15 protein-coding genes are annotated in these 16047 nt (G+C 67.1%); 4 read left to right on the top strand and 11 right to left on the bottom strand.

The window, feature by feature from the left end; translation table 11 throughout:
• Positions 1-240: 240 nt before the first annotated feature.
• The 8 genes from AB3K92_RS17015 to sapR all read right to left on the bottom strand — a co-directional run bounded on the left by AB3K92_RS17015 (position 241) and on the right by sapR (position 7518).
• Positions 241-495, bottom strand: coding sequence for a GlsB/YeaQ/YmgE family stress response membrane protein (locus tag AB3K92_RS17015; protein ID WP_021161357.1), 255 nt, complete (start codon positions 493-495; stop codon positions 241-243).
• 129 nt (positions 496-624) lie between these two features.
• On the bottom strand, positions 625-1401 hold the full coding sequence (locus tag AB3K92_RS17010; RefSeq protein WP_369465474.1) for an ABC transporter ATP-binding protein: 777 nt from the start codon (positions 1399-1401) through the stop codon (positions 625-627).
• Positions 1398-2312 (bottom strand): ABC transporter ATP-binding protein, encoded by a 915-nt coding sequence (locus tag AB3K92_RS17005; protein ID WP_060232590.1) that lies wholly within the window; start codon positions 2310-2312, stop codon positions 1398-1400. The genes AB3K92_RS17010 and AB3K92_RS17005 overlap by 4 nt, the downstream gene beginning before the upstream one ends.
• A gap of 1 nt (position 2313) precedes the next feature.
• On the bottom strand, positions 2314-3228 hold the full coding sequence (nikC, locus tag AB3K92_RS17000; protein ID WP_021161354.1) for a nickel transporter permease: 915 nt from the start codon (positions 3226-3228) through the stop codon (positions 2314-2316).
• Positions 3229-3295: 67 nt separating this feature from the next.
• Entirely contained in the window at positions 3296-4366 is a 1071-nt protein-coding gene (locus AB3K92_RS16995) for an ABC transporter permease (protein WP_021161353.1), read from the bottom strand.
• 10 nt (positions 4367-4376) lie between these two features.
• Positions 4377-5978: an ABC transporter substrate-binding protein gene (locus tag AB3K92_RS16990; RefSeq protein ID WP_060158444.1), complete on the bottom strand. Its 1602-nt coding sequence runs from the start codon at positions 5976-5978 to the stop codon at positions 4377-4379.
• 61 nt (positions 5979-6039) lie between these two features.
• Complete coding sequence (gene ddpX / locus AB3K92_RS16985) at positions 6040-6603, bottom strand: D-alanyl-D-alanine dipeptidase (RefSeq protein ID WP_027791890.1); 564 nt, start codon at positions 6601-6603, stop codon at positions 6040-6042.
• Between the two features lie 27 nt (positions 6604-6630).
• Positions 6631-7518: a sap1 transcriptional regulator SapR gene (gene sapR, locus AB3K92_RS16980; protein ID WP_042976259.1), complete on the bottom strand. Its 888-nt coding sequence runs from the start codon at positions 7516-7518 to the stop codon at positions 6631-6633.
• A 258-nt stretch (positions 7519-7776) separates the two neighbouring features.
• Here sapR and AB3K92_RS16975 point away from each other — a divergent pair, with 258 nt between their 5' ends.
• The 4 genes from AB3K92_RS16975 (at position 7777) to AB3K92_RS16960 (ending at position 12416) form a co-directional block, all read left to right on the top strand.
• Positions 7777-8025, top strand: coding sequence for a helix-turn-helix transcriptional regulator (locus AB3K92_RS16975; RefSeq protein WP_021161351.1), 249 nt, complete (start codon positions 7777-7779; stop codon positions 8023-8025).
• A gap of 3 nt (positions 8026-8028) precedes the next feature.
• Positions 8029-9363, top strand: coding sequence for a type II toxin-antitoxin system HipA family toxin (locus tag AB3K92_RS16970; RefSeq protein WP_059496887.1), 1335 nt, complete (start codon positions 8029-8031; stop codon positions 9361-9363).
• A 380-nt stretch (positions 9364-9743) separates the two neighbouring features.
• Positions 9744-11000 carry an oxalate decarboxylase family bicupin gene (locus AB3K92_RS16965; RefSeq protein WP_059553582.1) on the top strand — a complete coding sequence of 419 codons (1257 nt, stop codon included), beginning with the start codon at positions 9744-9746 and terminating at the stop codon, positions 10998-11000.
• Positions 11001-11090: 90 nt separating this feature from the next.
• Positions 11091-12416: an Nramp family divalent metal transporter gene (locus AB3K92_RS16960; protein WP_369465473.1), complete on the top strand. Its 1326-nt coding sequence runs from the start codon at positions 11091-11093 to the stop codon at positions 12414-12416.
• Positions 12417-12448: 32 nt separating this feature from the next.
• Here AB3K92_RS16960 and AB3K92_RS16955 read toward each other — a convergent pair whose 3' ends face one another.
• From AB3K92_RS16955 to AB3K92_RS16945, 3 genes are all read right to left on the bottom strand, one after another.
• Complete coding sequence (locus AB3K92_RS16955; protein ID WP_369465472.1) at positions 12449-13702, bottom strand: hypothetical protein; 1254 nt, start codon at positions 13700-13702, stop codon at positions 12449-12451.
• Between the two features lie 27 nt (positions 13703-13729).
• Positions 13730-14272, bottom strand: a complete 543-nt coding sequence (locus AB3K92_RS16950) for a class I SAM-dependent methyltransferase (RefSeq protein WP_021161346.1) — start codon at positions 14270-14272, stop codon at positions 13730-13732.
• A 178-nt stretch (positions 14273-14450) separates the two neighbouring features.
• The gene (locus AB3K92_RS16945) at positions 14451-16040 is read right to left on the bottom strand and encodes an ABC transporter substrate-binding protein (protein ID WP_021161345.1); all 1590 of its coding nucleotides are present in this window, start codon (positions 16038-16040) and stop codon (positions 14451-14453) included.
• Positions 16041-16047: the final 7 nt, after the last annotated feature.

Below are 16047 nucleotides of genomic sequence, written 5' to 3'. Positions count from 1 at the left end.
ACCATCGGACCTCTTGAATGAAAAAATCGAAATAATGGCTATGGGCAAACGATTGCGAATTGCTTGAACCAATGTAGGCCGAATCTGCGCAATCGCAAGTCAGGGAAAAGCCGGGGGAGATAAGATCGAACGGCGAACGGTCTCCGCGACCGTTGTGCGGGCAACGGCCTCGCGCCGCCCGGAAAGCAAAAACGCCGCTCGTCTCGAGCGGCGTTTTGCGTTGGGGCGCAGGTGCGCGGTTCAGTTCATGCGCTTGCGTACCGCGCCGACGATCACGAGCAGCACGATTGCGCCGACGATCGACGCGATCCAGCCCGCGCCCTGGCCCGGCGCATACCAGCCTGCCGCACGGCCGACGTAGCCGGCGACCAGCGAGCCGACGACGCCGAGCACGACGGTCATCAGGATACCCATCTTGTCGTCGCCGGGCTTGAGCGCGCGGGCGAGGAGGCCGACGATGAGCCCGACGACCAGGGTTTCGATGAATTGCAGCATGAACGCCTCCCTATTGCTGTTGAGCTGTTGACGAAAGTAAATTGACCCGTGCAGTGCACAAGGGTTCCATGCGGCGGCAAGCCGGTGCGTGGCCCGCCGAGTATCGCATGGCGGCGCGACGTGCGGATGTCACGCGGCCGGCGCGTCAGGCGCCGGCTCGAGACGGCGGTAGCCTTCGGTCGCATTCAGCAGCGTGCGCGTGTAGTCGCGCGCCACTTGTCCGGCCCGCACGTCCTCGATCCGCAACTGCTCGACGATCTCGCCCTGCTGCATCACGGCGACGCGCTGGCACAGGAAGCCGATCACCGCGAGGTTGTGGCTGACGAGGATCATCGTCAGGTTGCGTTCGCGATGCAGCCGGCGCAGCAGGTTCAGGATCTCGGCCTGCACCGACACGTCGAGCGCGGACGTCGGCTCGTCGAGCAGCAGCACGCGCGGCTCGACGATCAGCGCGCGTGCGATCGCGACGCGCTGCCGCTGGCCGCCCGACAACTGGTGCGGATAACGAAACCGGAACGTGGGGCCGAGCCCGACCTCGGACAGCGCGCGTGCGATGCGCGCATCGGTGTCGCGCATGCCGTGGATCGACCGCGGCTCGCGCAGCGTCTGGTCGACCGTGAAGCGGGGATGCAGCGACGCATACGGGTCCTGGAACACCATCTGCACGTGGCGGCGAAATGCACGATCGGGCGTGCCGCCGACCGGCCGTCCGTCGATCGACAGGCTGCCGGACGCGAGCGGCACGAGGCCCGTCAGCGCGCGCAGCAGCGTCGACTTGCCGGAACCCGATTCGCCGACGAGCCCGAACACCTCGCCGTCGCGCACCGCGAAGCTCGCGTCGCGCACGGCGTCGACGTGACCCGTGCGGGTCGGGAAACGGATCGATGCGTGATCGACGTCGATCATCGTGCGGCCTCCTGTCGATCGGCGGGCGTGCCGGCATGCGGCGCGGGTTCGAGCCACGCCGGATCGCGCCGCAGCACGGGCAGTTCGTCCGGCGGATTCGCGAGCGGCGGGTTCGCCGCGAGCAGCCCGCGCGTATAGGGATGGGAAGCGTTGCGCAGGTCGCGCGCGGCGCAGGTTTCGACCACGCGGCCCGCGTACATCACCGCGACGCGATCGCAGAACGACATCACGAGCGGCAGGTCGTGGCTGATGAACATCAGGCCCGTGCCATGGCGCGCGATCATCGCGTCGAGCACCGCGAGTACCTGCATCGACACGGCGACGTCGAGCGCGGAGGTCGGTTCGTCGGCGATCAGCAGGCGCGGGCCGGTCGACACCATCATCGCGATCATCACGCGCTGGCCCATGCCGCCCGACAGCTCGTGCGGATACGCATCGGCCACGCGCGCCGGGTCGTGGATCTGCACGGCCTCGAGCGCCTCGACGATCCGCTCGCGCAGCGCGCGGCCGCGCAGCCCGGGCTCGTGCAGCCGGAACGCTTCGCCCATCTGCTTCGCGACCGTCATCACCGGGTTCAGCGAATATTTCGGGTCCTGCAGGATCATGCCCATCTGGCTGCCGCACAGCCGCCGGCGTTCGCGCGGCGATATCGCGAGCAGGTCGTGGCCCGCGAAGCGCATCGTGCGTGCCGTCCAGCGCGCGGCGTCGGGCAGCAGGCCGAGCAGCGCGCGGCCCGTCAGCGATTTGCCGGAGCCCGATTCGCCGACGATACCGAGGCGTTCGCCGGGCGCGAGCGTCAGCGACAGGTCGCGCACGGCATCGGTGACGGTGCCGTCGTGCCCGCGAAAGCCGATCTTCAGCCCGTCGATCTCGCAGAGCGGCGCGGGCGCGGTGGCGGTATTCATCGGCATGTCACGCTCCATGGCGGGGATCGAAGACGTCGCGCAGCCCGTCGCCGAGCAGGTTGAACGCGAGGCTCACGAGCAGGATCGCGATGCCGGGCAGCGTCGCGACCCACCACGCGTCGAGCAGCACGTTGCGGCCCGACGCGACCATGAAGCCCCACTCGGGGCTCGGCGGCTGTGCGCCGAGGCCGAGGAAGCCGAGGCCCGCGACGGTCAGGATGATGCCGGCCATGTCGAGCGTCGCGCGCACGATCACCGACGACATGCACAGCGGCACGATGTAGCGCAGCAGGATGCGCGGGCCCGACGCACCCTGCAGGCGGGCGGCGTGGATGAAGTCGGCCTGCGCGATGCGGATCGTCTCCGCGCGCGCGAGCCGCGCATACGCGGGCCATGCGGTGATCGAGATCGCGACGACCGCGTTGATCACGCCGGGCCCGAGCGCGGCCGCGAATGCGAGTGCGAGCACGATCTTCGGGAACGCGAGCGCGATGTCGGTGATGCGCATCAGCACGCTGTCGACGAAGCCGCCGCAATAGCCGGCCGTCGTGCCGATCGCGAGGCCGATCGGCACGACGATCACGACGACGAGCAGCGCAATGCCGAGCGTGAGGCGCGAACCGGCGATCAGCCGCGAAAGGATGTCGCGGCCGAGCTGGTCGGTGCCGAGCCAGTGCGACGGCGAGCCGGGCGGCAGCAGCCGGTCGGACAGCACCTGGCGCAGCGGATCGTGCGGCATGATCAGCGGGCCGACGATCGCGACGACGATCAGCGCGACGAGGATCGCGAGCCCGAACAGGTTGAGCGGGTTGGCGGCGAAACGGCGCCAGCGGCGATACGCGAGGCCGAGTGCGGCCTGCGAGCGCGACGCGGGCGCGTCGGACAGCAGCCACGCGCGCAGCGTGAGACGCTCGGCGTTCATGGTTGGACGACCTTCGGCATGGGCGATGAAAGCAGCAGGGTGGAAGCGGTCATGTCGTGTCGGCGCCTCAGCGCGCGCGCGGATCGAACACGCGGTACAGCGCGTCGGTCAGCAGGTTGACGGTGATGAACATCGCGCCGATCACGAGCGTCGCGCCGAGCACCGCGTTCATGTCGGCGTTCAGCAGCGCGCCGGTCAGGTACGAGCCGAGCCCGGGCCACGCGAACACGATCTCGGTCAGCACCGAGCCTTCGAGCAGGTTGCTGTACGTGAGCGCGATCACGGTGAGCAGCGGCACCGCGATGTTGCCGAACGCATGCCGCCAGATCACGCGGCGCTCCGGCAAGCCTTTCGCGCGCGCGGTGACGATGTATTCCTGGCTCAGCTGGTCGAGCATGAACGAGCGCGTCATCCGGCTGAGATACGCGACCGAGTAGTAGCCGAGGATCGCGGCCGGCAGCGCGATGTGCGACACCGCGTTGCGGAACACGTCCCACTCGCCGGCGAGCGCCGCGTCGATCAGCAGGCTGCCGGTGCGCGGGTCGACCATCCCGTCGTACACGGGATCGAGCCGGCCCGGGCCGCCGACCCAGTGCAGCCGCGCATAGAACAGCAGCAGCCCCATCAGCCCGAGCCAGAACACCGGCACCGAATTGCCGATCAGGCCGACGAAGCGTGCGATGTGATCGATCGGGCGGTTGTGCTTCACCGCGGCCGCGACGCCGAGCGGCACGCCGATCGCGATGCCGATCAACGTCGCGATCGTCGCCAGTTCGAGCGTGGCCGGGAACACGCGCTTGATGTCGTCGAGCACCGGGTTCGCGGTCAGCAGCGACATGCCGAGATGACCGTGCAGCACGTCGCGCGCATAGATCAGGAACTGCGTGACGAGCGGCTTGTCGAGCCCGAGCGCGATGCGTTCGGCCGCATACGCGTCGGCCGACGCGCGATCACCGAGGATCGCGAGCACGGGATCGATCGGCACCTTGCGGCCGATCACGAACGTCAGCGCGAGCAGCCCCGCGAACGTGACGGCGAGCGTGAGCGCCCAGCGCAGCACGCGCAGTGCCCAGCGCACGGCCGGGCGCCGCGCGGGCAGCGTGCGCAGGGCTTCGAGGGAGGAGGCGGGAGTCGACATGCGGTGAATCTCATTGCTTCTTCAGGTTGCGGTACGACACGAGATCGTTGATCGGCCCGACTTCGAGCCCGCTCACGCCGGGCCGCGTCGCGACCTGCGCGACTTTCTCGAACATGATCACGAACGGCGAGTGCGCGAGCATCTCCTTCTGCATCGCCTGATACCGTTGCGCACGTTTCGCGGCGGTCGGCTCGGCGAGCGCGGCGTCGGTTTCCTTCGTCAGTTGCGGAATGTCCCAGCTGTTGCGCCAGGCCAGCATTTTATAGCTCGACTTGTCGGAATTGTCGGGGTTCCACGCAAAACCCTGCGCGTTGCTGTGCGGATCGATGTAGTCGGCCGACCATTCGCCGATGTAGATGTCGTGCTGGCGCGCGCGGTATTTCGCGAGCGTCTGCTTGTTGTCGCCGGGGATCAGCTGCACCTTGATGCCCGCCTGCGCGAAGTTCGCCTGCACGGCCTGCGCGATTTCGGTGTACGGATAATCGTTGCGCACGTCCATCGTCACCGAGAACCCGTTCGGCACGCCGGCCTTCGCGAGCAGCGCCTTCGCCTTCGCGACGTCGAGCCGGTACGGGTTCGCGTTCAGCGTGCCGAGGAAACCTTCGGGCAGGAACGTCTGGTGAACCTTGTAGGTCGTCTTCACCACGTTGCCCTGGATGCCCGCATAGTCGACGAGCCACTTCAGCGCTTCCTGCACGTCGGGTTTCGCGAGCGTCGGATTCTTCGTGTTCAGGCCGAGATACAGCAGCGTCGCCTGCGGCGATGCCGACACCTTCGCCTTGCCGGATTTCACGACCGACGCCAGATCGTCGGGGCTCAGGTCGCGTGCCGCATCGACATCGCCGTTCTCCAGCAGCAGGCGCTGGCTCGCGGCTTCGGGCACGTGGCGCAGCACGATGCGCTTCATCGCGAGCGGCAGCCGGTAGCCGTCGAAGCGCTGCAGCACGACGCTGTCGCCGGCGGTCCACTTGACCAGCTTGTACGCGCCGGAGCCGGCCTCGTTGGTCTTCAGCCACGCGTTGCCGAAGTCGCTGCCCTGCTGGTGCGACAGCAGCAGCTTCCTGTCGAGCACGGAGGCGGGCCAGGAGCCCAGCACATTCAGGACGAAGGTCGGCGCGTACTTCTGGTCGGTCGTGACCGACACCGTCAGGTCGTCGAGCTTCTTCACGTTGGCGACGACGTTCGCCTTCGTGAGCCCGATGCCGGTCAGCACGGCCGCGGGCCCCTTGTCGAGCAGCACCGCGCGCTGGATCGACCACGCGACGTCGTCGGCCGTCAGCGGGTTGCCCGAGTGGAACTTGAGGCCGGGGCGCAGCTTGAACGTGTAGGTCAGCCCGTCGGTGCTCACCGTCCACGACTGCGCGACGTCGCCGTTGAATTTCGACGGGTCGCGCAGGTCGACGCGCACGAGCCGGTCGTACGTGTTCGCGACGTATTCCTCCGGCACCAGCTCGTAGACCTCGCCCGGGTCCAGCGTCGTGAATTCGTCGAGCAGCGTGGCCATCACGAACATGTCCTTCGGCGTCTCCGCATGCGCGGCGGACAGCGGAACGGCGGCGAGGACGGATGCGGCGGCCAGCGCCGCGACGAGCCGGGATGTCAGGGGTTTCATCTGCGCTCCATGTGTCGTTGAAGTCGTTGAACGTGAACGTCGGGGGGCATGCGCCGGGCCATCACATCAGGCGCCACGGGCCGCTTGCCGCATTGTCGATCTGCGGCAACGCGTGCGAGCCGGGCAGTTCGTAGTGCCACCATTCGCTGTCGATATGCGCGAAGCCGGCCGCGTGCATCACGCCGAGCAGCAGCAGGCGGTTGCGCTGCACGGCTTCGGGCAGCCCCGCGTGGAAGTGGCCGGATGCGGCGACCATCTCGTCGAAGCCGGTGCCCATGTCGAGCGGCTCGCCATCCGCGCCGACGAGCGTCAGGTCGAGCGCGGTGCCGCGGCTGTGATTCGAGCCGCGGCCGAGATCGGCGACGAAGTTCGGGTCGGGCAGGAAATCCCACAGCACCTGCTGCGCCTGCGGCGGCCGGTACGCATCGTAGATGCGCAGCGTGAAGCCGGCCTGCGCGGCGACGTTCACCGCGCGGCGCAACGCGGCCTCGGCCGGCGCCAGCAGCAGGCAGTGCGCGCGGCGGTAGATTGGCTTGCCGGTCAGGTTGCGGTCGGTCGCGTAGACGAGGTCGATGTCGACGCGATGGGTGGCGGGCGTGATTTCGACGAGGCGGTGGTCGTTCATTGGCGGTTCGGGTTCGGTCGGGCTCGCTCAGGATTCGAATTGGTCGAACGTGTGCTGCAGTTCGCGGTTGCGCGCGACGCGCCGGTCGATCGCGGGGCCGAGGCGGTCGACCACGGCCGTGATCAGCAGGTTGAACAGGCAGGTGAGCGGTGCGAGCGAATCCCAGAACTGGCCGACGTCGGTCTTCACCTGCAGCAGGTCGGCCGGCCAGTCGCGCGCCCACGGGCACGAGAGATCGGTGACCAGCGCGAACGGCTGCCCGCGCTCGGCGGCCGCCTGGCAATAGCGGCGCGCGCTGCGCGAATACGCGCGGGTGTCGGTGACGATGCAGTACGGCCGCTCGAATTCGGAGTTCAGCGAATCGACGTACGAGCCCGACTGGCCGTCGGAATAGAACACGCGCGGGCGCAGGTACTCGAGGTAGCTGCTGAACGCGTTGCTGATCCCGCGCGTCGACTGGATGCCGAGGATGAATACCGCGTCCGCATGCGCGATCCGGTCGGCCACCTGCGCGAACACCGGGCCTTCGGCGAGGCGGTACACGTGACGGATCGCATCGAGCTCGCGCTCGAGCGACGATGCGAGCGGGCTGTTGCCGGCATTGGCATTGCCGTTGCCGCGGGCCGGTTGCGTACCTGCGACGCGGCGGTATTCGTCGAGCCGGTCGGTGATCATCCACGGGCGATCGCCTCCGCCGCGCAGCTCGCGTTTCAGGTCGTCGAGATTGCGGTAGCCGACGCTGCGCAGGAAGCGCCCGACCGAGATGCCGCTCGTGCCGGCCTGCCGGGCGATCTGGTCGGCCGTTTCGAGCCCGAGCCGGTCGAGGTTCGCGAGCATGTAGCTCGCGATGCGCTTCGCGGTCGGCGTGAGCTCGGCATAGCGGGATTCGACGGTACGGGCGAACGCGCAGGTCATCGGCTGTTAGATCGTTGTCGTCTGATGATCGAATGTCATCCATCTAACGAAGCCAAAATCATTCGCGCCAGCGGATAAAAACTATGGTGTGAGGATAGGTGATAGGGTCGGAAGTGCGTTCGACGGCGGGGCGGTCCGCGCCGGAAGGGTATGGTTTTATCTCTGTCAGGCATATTTTGCGTTTATTTCTGACAGAGATAATTTGCGTTTATGTCTGTCAGGCATATACTGCATTTATTGTCTTCGGGGATCCATTCCGTGAACTTCATCGTCAATACGTCCGCGCAACTGGGCGAAATCCTGTCTTCCGCGCGTCAGGCAAAGGGCCTGACGCAAGCGGAAGCGGCCGGGAGAATCGGCGTGGGCCAGTCGCGCTTGTCGTCGCTCGAAACCACGCGTACCGAAAGCCTGTCGCTCAGCCAGTTGCTCGAGCTGACCGCGCTGTACGGTCTCGAACTCAGCATCCGCACGAAGGACGGACACGACGCAGCCGACGTCGAGTGGTAAGCGATGGGACGCAGAACGCACACGCGCGCATTGTCGATCTGGACGAACGGCCAGCGGGTCGGCACGTGGCGGATTCCCGCACGCGGCGACATGGAACTCCTGTACGACGCCGACTGGAAACAATCGGCCGTCGGCCGCCCGTTGTCGCTGTCGCTGCCGTTCGGTGTCGGCGAAGCACCGCTGCGCGGCGAACGCGTGAATCACTTCTTCGACAACCTGCTGCCGGACAGCGATGCCATTCGGCGCCGCCTGGCCGCCCGGTTCGGCACGGCGACGACCGAGCCGTTCGATCTGCTCGCCGCGCTCGGCCGCGACTGCATCGGCGCGGTGCAATTGCTCGGCGAGGACGATGCGCCGACCGGCCTGAATCGCATCGACGGTACGCCGCTGTCGGACGACGACGTGGCGCGCGTGCTCGATCAGGCGAGCGGGGTGGCGACGGCAGGCGGGGACGACGACGATTTCCGGCTGTCGCTGGCCGGCGCGCAGGAAAAGACCGCACTGCTGTTTCATGACGGGCGCTGGATGCGCCCGCACGGCGCGACGCCGACGACGCATATTCTGAAATTGCCGCTCGGGCTGGTCGGCAACAAGCGGGCCGATCTGACGGCCTCCGTCGAGAACGAGTGGCTGTGCCTCGCGATCCTGCGCGCGTACGGCCTGTCGGTCGCGCAAGCGGAAATCGTGCGTTTCGGCGCGCACAAGGTTCTGTCCGTCGCACGCTTCGATCGTGCGTTGCATCGCGATGGCGGGTGGCTGTTGCGCTTGCCGCAGGAGGACTTCTGCCAGGCGCTCGGCGTGCCGCCTCATCTGAAGTACGAGTCGCACGGCGGCCCCGGTGTGCCCGATCTCGCAGGCCTCCTGCGCCGCTCCGAAACGTCGCGGGAAGATCTCGACACGTTGTTCGCCGCCCTGATCGTGTTCTGGATGCTTGCCGCACCGGACGGGCATGCGAAGAACTTCAGCCTGCGCCTGCTGGCGGGCGGCCGTTTCCGGCTGACGCCGCTTTACGACGTGATGTCGATCTGGCCGGTCGAAGGCGACGGCGCGAACCAGTGGTCGTGGCACAAGGCGAAGCTCGCGATGGCCGTGCACGGCAAGCGCAAGCACTATGCGATGCGCGACATCACGCGACGGCACTTCAGCGCGATGGCCGAGCACTGCCTGCTCGGCGATATCGCGACGCCGATCGTCGAACGGCTCGTCGCGATGACGCCGCATGTGATCGAATCGGTCGCCGCGGCGTTGCCGCCCGGTTTTCCGGCGCGGGTCGCGGAACGGATTCTGGGCGGCTTGAGGTTTGCCGCGCAACGGCTCGACGCGATGCCGCGAGAGTGAACCGCTTCCGGTCGCGGCCCAGGTCGCCGGGATCCGGCGTATCCGCATCTGCACGGGCCCGCTCGAAACGATCGGTGATTCGAGTCGCCCGCGTCGTATCCCGATCGCGTGTTGTCGCCATGCAGGGTCGTCACGACCGGGCGCAATCGTCTCCCCTCATTCACCGAAATCCGTTCCCTTCCCGCCATTCCGCTGCACCGCAATAATTACAAAATTAAAGTCGATCAGCTTAAATCATTAATTCAGGTTAATAATTCATTTAATTTATTCGTCGAATTGTATTTAACTTGCGTGACGGGATGTTCGATTTTCGATAATCCGAAAAACGGCATGTGTTCCGTAATGGGAATTCACTTGATCGCAAGAATGAAGGAGAAGTCATGACGAATCTTTCTCGACGCAGGATGCTGGCGAATACGGCCGGCGCCATTGCCGCCGCCGGTATTGCGGTCTCGGCGAAGGCCGCCTCGTTCGGCAATCCGGACAGTCCGCCGGAAGGCGCGGTCAATGCGCGCAACCGCCAGAGCCTGACCGATCCGGGGCCCAAAAATCCGGCTATTGCCAACCAGTTTCCGTCCTTTCAGGATCCGCCGGCCACCGATATCAACGGCATGCCGTTATTCTGGGCCTCGTTCAATAATGCGCATAAAAGAATTCAAAATGGCGGATGGGCGCGTGAAGTTACCCAGGACGATTTTGCGATTTCCGAAACCATTTCCGGCGTCAACATGCGCCTGACGCGCGGCGGCATTCGCGAGATGCACTGGCACCAGCAGGCCGAGTGGGCCATCATGCTCGACGGCCGGTGCCGGATCACGGTGCTCGACGAACTCGGGCGGCCATCGGTGCAGGACGTGAAAACCGGCGATCTCTGGTATTTCCCGCCCGGCCTGCCGCATTCGCTGCAGGGCCTCGGCACCGACGGCGCCGAATTCCTGCTCGCGTTCGATAACGGCCGCGCGTCCGAATTCAACACGCTGCTGCTGACCGACTGGGTCGCGCACACGCCGCCCGACGTGCTCGCACTCAACTTCGGCGTGCCGGCCGACGCATTCCGGAACATCCCGCTCGACAACCTGTGGATCTTCCAGGGCGACGAACCGGGCCCGCTCGCGGAAGCCCAGCGCGCGTCGGCGTCGGCGGCAGGGGCGCCGCCGCATCCGTTCATCTTCCCGCTCGGCGACATGAAGCCGGTCAGGAAGACCCGCGGCGGTGAAGTGCGGATCGCGGACAGCACGAACTTCAACGTGTCGACGACCGTCGCGGCGGCGCTCGTCACCGTGCATCCGGGCGGCATGCGGGAACTCCACTGGCACCCGAACGCGGATGAATGGCAGTACTACCTGCAGGGCGAGGCAAGGATGACCGTGTTCGACACGGGGCCGAAGGCGCAGACGGCCGATTTCCGCGCGGGCGACGTCGGCTACGTGAAGAAAAGCCTCGGGCACTACGTGCAGAACACCGGCAACACCGATCTGGTGTTCCTCGAGATCTTCAAGACCGACCGCTATGCGGAAGTGTCGCTGTCCGACTGGCTCGCGCATACGCCGCCGAAGCTCGTCGAAGCGCACCTGAACGTCGCGCCGGACGTGATCGCGCAGTTTCCGCGCAACCGTCCCGACGTCGTGCCGCTGTAACGCCGCCGCGGGCGCCGCGGCCGGCAGCAGACATGCCGGCCGTGGCGCCCGACCTTCAGGAATCCTTCCTCATTCGAACGGAACACCACCATGATTCCCGTCACGAACAAACCTGCCGGCGGCTTCGCGCTGCCGGGCCTGCGTACCGGGCACAACGACCAGACCGGCCACACCGACGGCGCGGCGCGTGCCGCGCTGGAAGGGCGCCGCACCGGCGTCGCCGCGCTGCTGCCGTTCGTCGGCCCGGCCGTGATCGCGTCGATCGGTTATATGGACCCCGGCAACTTCGCGACCAACATCCAGGCCGGTGCCGCGTTCGGCTACCGGCTGCTGTGGGTCGTACTGGCCGCGAACGCGATCGCGATGCTGTTCCAGGCGATGTCGGCGAAGCTCGGCATCGTGACCGGCCGCAATCTTGCGGAGCTGTGCCGCGACCGGTTTCCCGCGCCGGTCGTATGGGGTATGTGGGTCGCGTCCGAGATCGCCGCGATGGCGACCGATCTCGCCGAATTCCTCGGCGGCGCGCTTGCATTCGGGCTGTTGTGCCACCTGTCGCTGTTCGCGGGGATGATCGCGACGGCGCTCGCGACCTGCACGATCCTCGCGCTCGAAAAGCGCGGCTTCCGGCCGCTGGAAGCCGCGATCGCGGCGCTGGTCGGCGTGATCGGTGCGTGCTATCTCGGCGAACTGCTGATCGCGCCGCAGGACTGGCATGCGGCCGCGTTCCACCTGGTCGTCCCGCAGATTCCGGATCGCGCGGCGCTGACGATCGCGGTCGGGATCATCGGCGCGACGATCATGCCGCACACGCTGTATCTGCATTCGGGGCTCACGCAGGATCGCACCGCGCCGCGCGACGATACGGAGCGGCGGCGGCTCGTGCGCTTCTCGAATCGCGAGGTGGTCGTCGCGCTCGGGCTGGCCGGGTTCGTGAATCTCGCGATGGTGATGATGGCGTCGTCGGCGTTTCACGCGAGCGCGCCGGGCATGACCGACATCGGCGACGCGTATCACACGCTGATCCCGGTGCTCGGGCCGGCGGCCGGCGCGCTGTTTCTCGTCGCGCTGCTGACCTCGGGCGTGTCGAGTTCGGTGGTCGGCACGATGGCCGGGCAGGTCGTGATGCAGGGTTTCATCCACCGCCGCGTGCCGGTCTGGGTGCGGCGCGCGGTGACGGTCGTGCCCGCGTTCGCGGTGGTCGCGCTCGGCTGCGATGTCACGCGCGCGATGGTCGCGAGCCAGGTGGTGCTGAGTTTCGTGCTGCCGATGCCGATGATCGCGCTGCTGATGCTGTCGGCGCGGGCGGACGTGATGGGCGCTTACGCGATGCGGATGCCGCTGCGGATCGTCGCCGGCGCGGCGACGGTCGTGATCGTCGGGTTGAATGCGTACCTGGTGTGGGCGGCATTCCATTGACCGGCGGCGGGCCGCCGCCTGCCGCTCGCTGCCTACTGCTGCATGTCCGGCGCCTCGCGCAACCGCCAGATCGCATTGCACTGCTGGCCGCCGAGGCTCGTCGAGCGCAGCGTGATGACGGTGCCGGGCGCGATCCGGTACGTGAAATGCGCCGTCAGTTCGGTGCCTTTCCGCTGCGGCTGCCCGTCGACCAGCACTTCGCACAGCAGCGGCGACGGCGACCCGGACGGGTGCGTGACATAGACGTTCAGCCGCGCGATGTCGCGTGTCGCGGTGAACACGACCTCGTGGTTCCCGCTGCCGATCAGCATCGTGCCGCCGGGTTCGTCGATCGCCTGCAGGTAGGCGCCCGCGCTTGTCTCGATCGTTGCGGCCGCAACGGTCAGCCCGGCCGAGCGCACGTAGTCGGTCGCCGCGATGCGCGCGGCGACCGCGTCGGACTGTGCCCGCGTGCCGTCCGACAGTGCGAACGGCACGCCGTCGCGCAGCGCGGCGTCGACGTGGTTCGCGTAGTAGCGCCAGCGGTCGAGGAAGCGGATGTCTCCGGTCATGTGCAGCGCGCGGATCGGCTCGCCGTGATACCGGAGCGTCGTCGTGCCGGTGCCTGCATCGAACGCTTCGTGAATGCCGTACTTGCTGACGAAGTTCTGGACCGGATCGAGCAGCGCCGTTTCGCCCTGGGCGCTCCACAGGTGCAGGAACGTCGTATCGATTCCGAAGCATTCCTGGAAATCGGTGCCGATGCGGGCGGTGCAGTCGCGCAGGTGGCCGGCGTAGCGTGCCCACGCGTCGGCGGTCCCGGCGACGAGCCCGGCCTGCAACGCGCTGCCGTGGCGGGCGGAGACTTCGTCGACGACGAGGCGCCAGTGATGGTCGCGCCGCTCGCCGATCAGCGGCGTGACGACGAACGTGCAGAACAGCGGGTCGGGGCACGCGTGGAGCCGGTCGTCGCCGATCTGCGAGAACAGGTCGAACGGCGGCGCACAGAACCAGATGTCGGCGTCGTACAGCGCGAGCTTGCGGATCTGCGGGTTACGTGCGCAATACTCGGCGGCCTCGATGAAGCGGCCGACCGGCAGCGCATACGCGCTCGACGCGTCGATCACGTCGACCGACTGGCTCGCGAGGATCTGCCGCTTGCGTTCGGACAGCCCGTAGCCGATCACCGCGATCCGCCCGTCGTAGCCGGTGTGCCGCAGCGACAGCAGGAACGGCACGAGCATCTCGTACCACGCGCGGTTGTTGTCGTTCATCGCCACGCAGACCGCGTGTTCGCTCGATTGCATGTTCGCCCCCCGTTGCGCGCGCCCGGCTCAGTAGCCGACGTGGCGCTCGCAGACGACCGCGCCGCAACCGCGGCTGTCGTGATACGTAATATGAAACTGCTTGTTGTCCCACAGCCACTGGAACACCGCCTGGTACACGCCGGCCACGGTCATGTCGTGCAGCACGATCTTCTTGCGCGCCAGCGGGCCGAAACGGTTCAGTTCGGCGAGCGTCTGCTCGTACGTATGCGTGGTGTCGATGAACAGCAGGTCGGCGGCGAGCGGCTCCATCGCGAGATCGTCGGCGATCCGGAATTCGAAGTCGATCGACAGGTCTTTCGCCGCCTGCTCCAGTTCGGGCCGGATCTGGAAATACTCGTCGGAGATGTCGACCGACACGAGGCGCTTCGGCTGCGCGAGCAGGAAGGCCGTCGTGGTCAGCCCGGTGAACACGCCGAGTTCCAGGATGGTGTCGCATCCGGCGGCCGTTTGCGTATAGAAGTCGAAGCGGGAAGGGCTGTCGCCGAGCCAGCCGATCGGCTCGATCTTGTACTGAAGGAACTCCATTCGCAGTTGTTGTAGCGTGCGCATCCTGTTTTCCTTGGCGAAGCGGATTAGCGGATTCGGTGGTCCCCATCGTCGCCGGTCGCGGCCGGCGTCCGTGGCGTCGCGCATTGTAGATCGCCCGCGCCGCACGGCATAGCACCGCCACGGCGGCCCGCGGCGATTACCCGCGCGCCGGCAGGGCCGGGTGCGCGGGCGGGCGCCATTATTTCGCGAGCGTGCGGTATGACACGAGGTCGTTGATCGGCCCGATTTCCGGCCCGGTCACGCCGGGGCGCGTCGCGACCTGCACGACCTTCTCGAACATGATGATGAACGGCGAGTTCGCGAGCACGGCCTTCTGCAGCGCTTCGTAACGCTGCGCGCGTTTCGCGGGCGACGGCTCGACGAGCGCGGCCTCGGTGTCCTTCGTCAGTTGCGGAATGTCCCAGCTGTTGCGCCACGCGAGCATCTTCGTCGGCGACTGGTCGGAGTTGTCCGGATTCCACGCGAAGCCGCGCGCGTTGCTGTTCGGGTCCATGTAGTCGGGCGACCATTCGCCGACGAAGATGTCGTGCTGGCGCGCGCGATACTTGCCGATCGCCTGCTTCGCATCGCCCGGAATCAGCTTCACGCGGATGCCGCCCAGCGCGAAGTTCGCCTGCAGCGCCTGCGCGATCTCGAGGTACGGATAGTCGTTCGGCATGTCCATCGTCACGTCGAAGCCGTTCGGCAGGCCGGCCTTGGCGAGCAGCGCCTTCGCCTTCGCGACGTCCTGCTTGTACGGCCGCGCGTTCGACGCGCCGAGGAAGCCTTCGGGCAGGAAGGTTTCATGCACCTTGTACGTCGTGCTGACGATGTTGCGCTGGATGCCGTCATAGTCGACCAGCCATTTCATCGCCTGCTGCACCTCGGGTTTCGCGAGGTTCGGGTTCTTCGTGTTCAGGCTCAGGTACAGCAGCGCGGACACCGGCCACGACGCGACCTTGATCTTGCCGGCCTTCGTCAGCGCGGCGAGGCTGTCGGGGCTCAGGTTGCGCGCGGCGTCGGCGTCGCCGTTCTCCAGCAGCAACCGTTGCGCGGACGCTTCGGGCACGTGGCGCAGCACGACGCGCTTCATCGGGTACGGCGTGCGGTATTTCTCGAAACGCTGCAGCACGATGTTTTCGTTGGGCGTCCACTTGACGAGCTGGTACGGGCCCGAGCCCGCGTCGTTGGTCCGGAGCCAGCCGCTGCCGAAATCGTTGCCCTGCTGGTGCGACAGCAGCAGCTTCTTGTCGAAGACCGATGCCGGGCATGCGCTCAGCACGTTGAGCACGAAGCTCGGTGCGTACTTGCGGTCGGTTTCGAGCACGACGGTCTGCGGGTCGACCACGCGCACCTTCTGCGCCACGTTCGCTTTCGTGAGGCCGAGGTCGGCAAGCACGCCGGCCGGCCCCTTGTCGAGCAGGATGGTGCGCTGCAGCGACCACGCGACGTCGTCGGCGGTGACCGGGTTGCCGGAATGGAACGTGAGGCCGGGGCGCAGCTTGAACGTGTAGGTCACGCCGTCGGCGCCGACCGTCCACGATTGCGCGATCTGCCCGTCGAAGCGCGTCGGGTCCTTCAGGTCGACGCGCACCAGCCGTTCGTAGGTATTCGCGACGTACTCCGACGGCACCAGTTCGTAAATCCCGCTCGGGTCGAGGGTCGTGAATTCGCCGAGCTGCGTGGCGACGACGAAGATGCCGGGCGGCGTGGCCGCCTGCGCCGGCAGCGCCGGGACAAGCGCGACGAGCGCGGCGCTGACGAACAGCCGGGACAGCAGGTGCTTCATGCGGGCT

The sequence above is a fragment of the Burkholderia sp. Bmkn7 genome (assembly GCF_041103175.1).
In the GTDB taxonomy this organism is placed as follows: domain Bacteria; phylum Pseudomonadota; class Gammaproteobacteria; order Burkholderiales; family Burkholderiaceae; genus Burkholderia; species Burkholderia cepacia.
The sequence above is the reverse complement of the archived record's forward strand: the minus strand, read 5'-3'. Positions and strand labels throughout refer to the sequence as shown.

What these genes read in the sequence shown, in the direction of transcription:
- sapR (WP_042976259.1), bottom strand. Translation starts at nt 7,518, where the DNA reads ATGACCTGCGCGTTCGCCCGTACCGTCGAATCCCGCTATGCCGAGCTC.
- AB3K92_RS16950 (WP_021161346.1), bottom strand. Translation starts at nt 14,272, where the DNA reads ATGCGCACGCTACAACAACTGCGAATGGAGTTCCTTCAGTACAAGATC.
- AB3K92_RS16995 (WP_021161353.1), bottom strand. Translation starts at nt 4,366, where the DNA reads ATGTCGACTCCCGCCTCCTCCCTCGAAGCCCTGCGCACGCTGCCCGCG.
- AB3K92_RS17015 (WP_021161357.1), bottom strand. Translation starts at nt 495, where the DNA reads ATGCTGCAATTCATCGAAACCCTGGTCGTCGGGCTCATCGTCGGCCTC.
- AB3K92_RS16970 (WP_059496887.1), top strand. Translation starts at nt 8,029, where the DNA reads ATGGGACGCAGAACGCACACGCGCGCATTGTCGATCTGGACGAACGGC.
- nikC (WP_021161354.1), bottom strand. Translation starts at nt 3,228, where the DNA reads ATGAACGCCGAGCGTCTCACGCTGCGCGCGTGGCTGCTGTCCGACGCG.
- AB3K92_RS16960 (WP_369465473.1), top strand. Translation starts at nt 11,091, where the DNA reads ATGATTCCCGTCACGAACAAACCTGCCGGCGGCTTCGCGCTGCCGGGC.
- AB3K92_RS16965 (WP_059553582.1), top strand. Translation starts at nt 9,744, where the DNA reads ATGACGAATCTTTCTCGACGCAGGATGCTGGCGAATACGGCCGGCGCC.
- AB3K92_RS17010 (WP_369465474.1), bottom strand. Translation starts at nt 1,401, where the DNA reads ATGATCGACGTCGATCACGCATCGATCCGTTTCCCGACCCGCACGGGT.
- AB3K92_RS17005 (WP_060232590.1), bottom strand. Translation starts at nt 2,312, where the DNA reads ATGCCGATGAATACCGCCACCGCGCCCGCGCCGCTCTGCGAGATCGAC.
- AB3K92_RS16945 (WP_021161345.1), bottom strand. Translation starts at nt 16,040, where the DNA reads ATGAAGCACCTGCTGTCCCGGCTGTTCGTCAGCGCCGCGCTCGTCGCG.
- AB3K92_RS16955 (WP_369465472.1), bottom strand. Translation starts at nt 13,702, where the DNA reads ATGCAATCGAGCGAACACGCGGTCTGCGTGGCGATGAACGACAACAAC.
- AB3K92_RS16990 (WP_060158444.1), bottom strand. Translation starts at nt 5,978, where the DNA reads ATGAAACCCCTGACATCCCGGCTCGTCGCGGCGCTGGCCGCCGCATCC.
- ddpX (WP_027791890.1), bottom strand. Translation starts at nt 6,603, where the DNA reads ATGAACGACCACCGCCTCGTCGAAATCACGCCCGCCACCCATCGCGTC.